The sequence below is a fragment of the Pseudomonas sp. G1002 genome (assembly GCF_013385455.1).
Classification (GTDB): Bacteria; Pseudomonadota; Gammaproteobacteria; order Pseudomonadales; family Pseudomonadaceae; genus Aquipseudomonas.
Map to the genome: position 1 here is coordinate 151,942 of NZ_JACAPY010000021.1, position 6,866 is coordinate 158,807.

Sequence of the window (6,866 nt, forward strand, 5' to 3'; positions counted from 1 at the left end):
GTGCCCTGGTCAGATGGCGATCTGCGTTGGTTGAGTTTCGAACGGGGTGCTGTAGCGGTTCGCCGGCACGTCCAGGCCAAGGTTTTCCCGCAGGGTGGCGCCGCTGTATTCGCTGCGCAACAGCCCGCGTTGTTGCAGCACCGGCACTACCAGCTCGGTGAAGTACTGCAAGCCGTCCGGCAGCAGTGAATTGATGATGAAGCCGTCGGCCGCGCCGGCTTCGAACCAGGTCTGGATCGCGTCGGCGACCTGCTCCGGGGTACCGACAAAATCGCGCTTGGGCCGGGAGAACCGCAGGGCCACTTCCCGCAGGGTCAGGCGTTCATCGCGGGCCAGTTGCTTGATGCGGTCGGAGCCGCCTTTCTGGCTGTTGGAGCCCAGGTCGCCGAGTTCCGGGAAGGGTTCGTCCAGCGGGTACTTGCTGAAATCGTGGTCGTTGAACGGGCGGCCCAGGGCGACGATTGCGTCCTCGACGGTCACCAGCTCCACAGCTTGCTGATAGCGGCTTTCCACCTCGGCTTCGTCGCGGCCAACAATCGGCCGGATGCCCGGCAGGATCGACAACTGATCAGCATCACGGCCAAAACTGCGGGCGCGTTTCTTCAAGTCCTGGGCGTAGGCCTTGGCTTCGTCGAAGGTCTCGGCATGGACAAAAATCGCGTCGCTGTTTTCGGCGGCAAAATTGCGCCCGTCCTCGGAAGTGCCCGCCTGGAAAATCACCGGCTGGCCCTGGCGCGAGCGGGCGATATTCAGCGGGCCCTTGACCGAGAAAAACTCGCCTTTGTGTTCCAGTGCATGCAGCTTGCCAGGGGTGAAAAATTCGCCGCTTTGCTTGTTGTACGCAAAGGCATCGTCTTCCCAGGAATCCCACAGGCCCTTGACCACATTCACATGCTCCCTGGCGATGCGGTAGCGCACGGCGTGGGGCGGGTGCTCGGCCTTGCCGAAGTTGTCGGCGGTGCCGCTGAGCCACGAAGTCACCACGTTCCAGCCGGCGCGGCCGCCGCTGATGTGGTCCAGGGAGGCGAACTGGCGTGCCACCTGGAACGGTTCGGTGTAGCTCACGGTGACGGTCGCCACCAGGCCGATGTTCGAGGTCAGGGCCGCCAGGGCCGAAAGAATGGTCAGCGGCTCAAAACGGTTGAGGTAGTGCGGGCTGGATTTTTCATGGATATGCAGGCTGTCGGCGATGAACACGAAGTCGAACTTCGCGCCTTCGGCCAGTTGCGTCTGATGCTTGTAGAACCCGAAGTTGACGCTGGCATTGGGTTGCGCCTGCGGGTGGCGCCATTCGCCCCAGCCGTGACCGACGCCGTGCACCATGGCACCGAGTTTCAGTTGGCGTTTGCTCATGTTCTCTCTCCTTTTAGCGGGAAGCCTGGGTAAGCGGGGCACGTTTGGCGTTGAAGCTTTTGTCGAAGCCTTGGGAGACGTCGATGTGCTTGGTCAGCAGGCCTTCGTCCTGATAGATGTCGGCGGTGGTTTGCAGGCCGCTGATCACCGAGTCGTCAATCGCCACCGGTTGCATATGGGTGGCGTTGGCCACGGCTACGTGCACCTCCAGCGGCAAGCCGGTGATTTTGGCCATGGCGGCGGCGAACGCCTGCGGGTGATCGTTGCTCCAGCGGTAGGCGCGGTCGACCCGGGCCACGAAGTCGTCCAGCTGCACGCGCTTGTCGGCAATCGCCTTGCTGGTGGCGGCGAGGTACAGGTGATTGCTCAGCAGGTTGTTGCCGCTGGCAAGGACCCTTGCCTGGCTCTGGCTGGTGACCACGGTGGTGTAGGGGTCCCAGGTCGACCAGGCATCGGCGGTGCCGTTATCCAGCACCAGCCGTGACTCGCTGGGCAGCAGGAAGATGAACTGCACGTCGTGGGTGGAAAGGCCGGCGCTGCGCAGCGCCTTGATCGCCAGGAAGTGCCCGATGGAGCCGCGGGTGGTGACGATGCGCTTGCCCTTGATGTCGGCAAGATCGTGGATCGGGGAATCTTTCGGAACAATCAGCGCGGTGGTGTTGCGGCCTTCGGCGTGGATGATGCTCACCACCTTCAGCGGTGCTCCGGCACCGAGGGCGAACACGTAGGGCGCGTCCCCCAGCGCGCCGATGTCCACGGCCCCGGCGTTGAGGGCTTCGCCCAGCGGTGCGGCGGCGGGGAACTCGGACCACTGGATTTCGTAGGGCACATCCCGGGTTTCGCCGGCGACTTCCAGCAGCGCCTTGATGGTGGATTTCTGGTTGGCCACTCGCAGGGGCTGCAGGTCGGCGGCCTGGCAAGTCGCACCCAGGGTGAGGGCGGCCAGTAAAAGGGCAAGGGTAAAGCGCATCAGGCGGGCTCCAGGCTAGGTCTTGCGTTCAGTCGCCTCCGCCTGGAGAAGGGGTCGGCTGGTAGTGGGAAGAGGAGCGAGCGGGCTCGCTCCTGGGGGTGTTCAGATCACATAAAACCCGTGGGTGCCGTCGCGGGCCAGCTGGTCCACCAGGCCGAACTCCCAGTCGAGGTAGGCCTGCATGGCTTCCTTCGGATTGTCGGTGCCTTCGTACGGGCGGCGGTAGCGGTCGATGCGCGGTGAAGCGAGGCGGGTCTCGCCTTCCTCCAGCGGCAGTTGCGCGGCGATCCAGCTGGCAGTGCCGTCCTGCAGCAGGAACACGGGCTTGCCGGTCAGCGCTTCGACTTGCGCTACCGCGAGGCGCGCCAGCTGGCTGCTGCCACAGGTCAACACGTAGCGTTCGGCAGCAGGCACCTTGCGCAAGGCTTCGGGCAACTGCCCGCGCAACGCCCACCAGGCACCGGGAATGTGGCGCTTGACGTAGTTGGCGCTGGCGGTGAAATCCAGTACTGCGGTGTCGCCATGAGCCTGCCATTCGGCGAGGGTGTGCGGGCTGATCAACTCGGCCTGTTGCGGCGCCGGGACGGGGGCAACCCAGGCCCCCGGTTCGCTGAAGTGCGCAGGTTGCAGGTCATCCAGCACATGCACTTCCCAACCCAGTTGTGCGAGCCAGGACGCAGACATATTGGCCCGCACGCCGTCGTCATCCACCAGTACCAGTCGGGCGCCGCGTACGCTGGCGACGTGATCGGTTTCCTGCACCAGTTGGCCGCCCGGTGTGGAGCGCGAGCCGGGCAGGTGGCCGGCTTCGAATTCTTCCGGGGTGCGTACGTCGAACAGGTAAGTGGTGCGCGCCGCTTCCTGCTGCCAGCGTTGCAGGTCGGCGAGGGTGGCGCGGCCTACGCGGGCCTTGTCGGCGACTTGGCGGGCGTCCCTGGCGGCGATCTGGCGGTGTTCTTCCGAGGTCGGCGCGAAGCGTCGAGCCTGGCCGTGTTGCAGCTTCTGCCCGGCCAGGGTCCAGCCGATGGTGCCGTTGCGCAGGGCAGACACCGGGTTGGCGATGCCGGCATTGATCAGCGACTGGGTGCCGATGATGCTGCGGGTACGCCCGGCGCAGTTGACGATAATGCGCGTGGCCGGATCCGGTGCCAGCTCACGGGCGCGCAGCACCAGTTCGGCGCCGGGCACGCTGATGCCGGTGGGAATGCTCATGGTCTGGTATTCATCGAAGCGGCGGGCGTCGAGCACCACCACGTCGGCGTTGCTGTCGAGCAACGCCTGCACTTCTTCAGCCGCCAGCGACGGTGTGTGGCGCTGGCTTTCCACCAGCTCGCCAAAGGATTTGCTTGGCACGTTGACGTCGATAAACAGCTCGCCACCGGCGCTGCGCCAACCGTCCAGGCCGCCTTCCAGCAGGCTGACCTCGGTATAGCCGAGCGCCTGCAAGCGCTGGGCGGCGATCTGTGCCAGGCCTTCACCGTTGTCGTACACCGTCACCTGGGTATCCCGGCGTGGGATGCGTGAATACACTTCCAGTTCCAGTTTTGACAGCGGGATATTCGCGGCGAACAGCGGGTGGGATTCGGCGAAAGGCGCTTCCTCGCGCACATCCACAAGGGCGACTTCTTCACGGTCCAGCAGGGCCTGGCGAATCTGGGCGAAGCTGCGGTTCGATACAGTCATGGGGCAGGGCTCTCTTTGGACAGGGCGTCTTTGGACAAATCCCAGATGTTCGGGAGAAAAGCGTTGGAATAACCGGAGATAAACAGTTTCTCGCTGCCGTCCGGCTGGTACACGGCGCGGCGCACCGCACCGATGTTGGCGCCATACACATGAATGCTGATGGACACCTGGTCACTGAAGGCATTGCTGACTTGATGGATGTCACCGATCTTCGGCGACACGGCTTCCACCTGGCCGGGTTCCAGCTGGATGCGCTTGCCGTCGGCGACCAGTGCGCCCTCGGCGTTACGCTCAAAGCCCTGGGAATACTCGGAACCGCGCAGCATGCCGATCAGCCCCCACACGCGATGGTCATGGATCGGCGTGGTCTGCCCCGGCCCCCACACAAAGCTGACGATGCTGAAGCGCTGGCGCGAATCGGCGTGCAGCAGGAATTGCTGATAACGCTCGGGGTCGGGTTGGGCAAACTCGTCCGGCAGCCAGTCATCGTGGCTGACCAGTTGCGCCAGCAGCTTGCCGCCGCGGTGCAGCAGGTCGCCTTCGCGAGGGTTGCCGTCGATCAATTCCGCCAGGGCGCCAATGAATGCTCTGAGTCTCTCCGGGTGTCGGGCCTGGGTCATGACAATTCCATCGTGGGTGGTTCGTGGTGATGGGTTTATCTAAGCATAATGTTTATAGTTAATATGCTATTTTTTAATGATTAGGTTATAGCGGAAAGTAATTTAGAACCGGTTTGAATAGCGTTAGACGTTATCGATCCGGGGGTTGGGCTATCCAGCCACCGTTTATGGAACTATGCTTTTCACACATCTTAATGACTGTTCTCTATGTGCGGCCCAAATGAAAATTGACGATATCGATGCCTTTGTCGAAGTGATTCGTTGCCAGTCCATCAGCCATGCCGCCGAGTCGCTGCAACTGACCCAGCCGGCCATTACCCGTCGCGTGCAGAACTTCGAGCAGGCGCTGGGGGTGGAGTTGTTCGACCGCAACACCAAGCCGCTCAAGCCTACTTTGATCGGTACGCGGGTGTATGAACAGTGCCGTTCGATCCTTCGGGAAATGGACGCCCTGCGTGAACTGGTGGCCACCGACGCGCCGCCCACCGGCCTGCTCCGCCTGGGGGTGCCGCAGACCATTGGCGACGTGGTGTTGCTGGACGCCCTCAAGCACCTGCGCAGTGAATTCCCCGAGCTGCGGGCCCAGGTGGCTACCGGCTGGGGCAGCCAACTGGTGGGCAAGATCGAGCGCGGCGAACTGGACGCGGCGGCGGCGCTGTTTCCGGCGGGCAAAATCTTCCCGGACAACATCGTCGGCGAGTCCATCGGCAAGATGGAACTGGTGGTGGTGTGTGCCAAGGCCCAACTGCCGAAGAAGCCCTGCAAGCTGGCGGACGTGTACCAGAATGGCTGGATCCTGAACCCGGATGGCTGCGGTTTCCGTGCCGGGTTGCAACGCACCCTGTCGGACCAGGGCCTGGCGTTGCGGGTCAACCTGGAGACCTTCGGCACCGAGCTGCAACTGGGCCTGGTGGCTGACGGCCTGGGCCTCGGCCTGGTGCCACGCCCGCTGCTGGAGCGCAGCGCCCATCGCGATCAACTGGCGGCCATGCCACTGAAGGACTTCAAGCCGGTGATGGACCTGTGGCTGATCTACCCGCATTTCCTGGGCAACCTGCAAGGGCCGGTGGACGCGTTTGGCAAGCTGGTGGCGGCGTCGTTGCACAAGGTGCGCAATGCGGCGTGATATGAAAAAAAATAATAATTAGCTTAGATTAAAATGTGCTTTTTATTATTTTTGGTCATCCCCTAGGCTTGCCTGGAAGTCCTTAAGGCCATCCAGGAAGTTTTGCCATGAGCAGCGTCACCTCGATCTCCAGTGTCTCGAACAACGTCCGCCAGCGGGTTACCCCGGAAGAGTGGGAGGTGCGCGTTAAACTTGCGGCGGCCTATCGGCTGGCGGCCTTGTACAAGTGGACCGACCACATCTACACGCACTTCTCCGCCCGGGTGCCGGGGCCTGAGGAGCATTTCCTGATCAATGCCTACGGGTTGTTGTTCGATGAGATCAGCGCTTCGAATCTGGTCAAGGTGGATATCGACGGCACGATTGTCGATGACCCTACGGGCCTGGGGATCAACTATGCGGGCTATGTGATCCACAGCGCGATCCATGCGGCTCGCCACGATTTGCAGGCCGTGCTGCATACGCATACGCGCGACGGTATTGCGGTGTCGGCGCAGAAGGACGGGTTGTTGCCGATCTCCCAGCATTCCATCGGGTTTTCCGGGCGCGTTGCGTACCACGGGTATGAAGGTGTGGCCCTTGACCTGGATGAGCGTGAGCGGTTGGTGGCGGACCTGGGGGACAAGAGTGTGATGATCTTGCGCAACCATGGATTGCTGACGGCGGGGGTGAGTGTGGAGCATGCGTTCCAGCAGCTGCAGGGGCTGGAGCGGGCGTGCAATATCCAGATTGCGGCGCAGGCGGGGGGGAATGCCGAGTTGATCTTTCCGCCGGCGGAGGTGGTGGCCAAGGTGGAGAAGCAGGCAGAAGTGTTCAAGAGCGGGGATGGGCCGGGGGTGGCGCGGCACTGGAATGCGTTGATTCGGCAATTGGAGCGTACGGATACTGATTACAAACTTTGACGTTGTGGGTTTGGTATTTACGCTTGGTTGTGGGTGTATATCCGTTATTTAGGTAACGGCCACTTATGGTTCCGCTCTTACAGCGGCTCACTTTTGAACAGCGCAAAAGTAAGCAAAACGCTCTTGCCCCACCACTCGGCACCTCGCCTAGGCTCGGAGTGCCCTCACTCCGGCTTTGGACCGTGGGCCGCCGTCATGGGCCATCCCTGGCC

Annotated in this window: 6 protein-coding genes; 2 read left to right on the forward strand and 4 right to left on the reverse strand. The window is 62.6% G+C overall.

The window, feature by feature from the left end; all coding sequences use genetic code 11:
• Positions 1 to 9: 9 nt before the first annotated feature.
• The 4 genes from HX801_RS11530 to HX801_RS11545 all read right to left on the reverse strand — a co-directional run bounded on the left by HX801_RS11530 (position 10) and on the right by HX801_RS11545 (position 4,626).
• Positions 10 to 1,353 (reverse strand): LLM class flavin-dependent oxidoreductase, encoded by a 1,344-nt coding sequence (locus tag HX801_RS11530; protein WP_008434605.1) that lies wholly within the window; start codon positions 1,351 to 1,353, stop codon positions 10 to 12.
• Between the two features lie 13 nt (positions 1,354 to 1,366).
• Positions 1,367 to 2,323, reverse strand: coding sequence for an ABC transporter substrate-binding protein (locus HX801_RS11535; protein WP_177022120.1), 957 nt, complete (start codon positions 2,321 to 2,323; stop codon positions 1,367 to 1,369).
• A gap of 102 nt (positions 2,324 to 2,425) precedes the next feature.
• On the reverse strand, positions 2,426 to 4,006 hold the full coding sequence (locus HX801_RS11540) for a rhodanese-related sulfurtransferase (protein ID WP_102368807.1): 1,581 nt from the start codon (positions 4,004 to 4,006) through the stop codon (positions 2,426 to 2,428).
• A complete protein-coding gene (locus HX801_RS11545; protein WP_008434600.1) occupies positions 4,003 to 4,626 on the reverse strand; it encodes a cysteine dioxygenase in 624 nt (207 codons plus the stop codon). Before HX801_RS11545 ends, HX801_RS11540 begins: the two co-directional genes overlap by 4 nt.
• A 220-nt stretch (positions 4,627 to 4,846) precedes the next feature.
• On the opposite strand from HX801_RS11545, the gene HX801_RS11550 reads away from it, so the two are divergent.
• Together HX801_RS11550 and HX801_RS11555 are read left to right on the forward strand one after the other, a co-directional pair.
• A complete protein-coding gene (locus HX801_RS11550) occupies positions 4,847 to 5,752 on the forward strand; it encodes a LysR family transcriptional regulator (RefSeq protein WP_008434597.1) in 906 nt (301 codons plus the stop codon).
• Between the two features lie 107 nt (positions 5,753 to 5,859).
• Positions 5,860 to 6,654 carry a class II aldolase/adducin family protein gene (locus HX801_RS11555; protein ID WP_003211295.1) on the forward strand — a complete coding sequence of 265 codons (795 nt, stop codon included), beginning with the start codon at positions 5,860 to 5,862 and terminating at the stop codon, positions 6,652 to 6,654.
• Positions 6,655 to 6,866 lie beyond the last annotated feature (212 nt).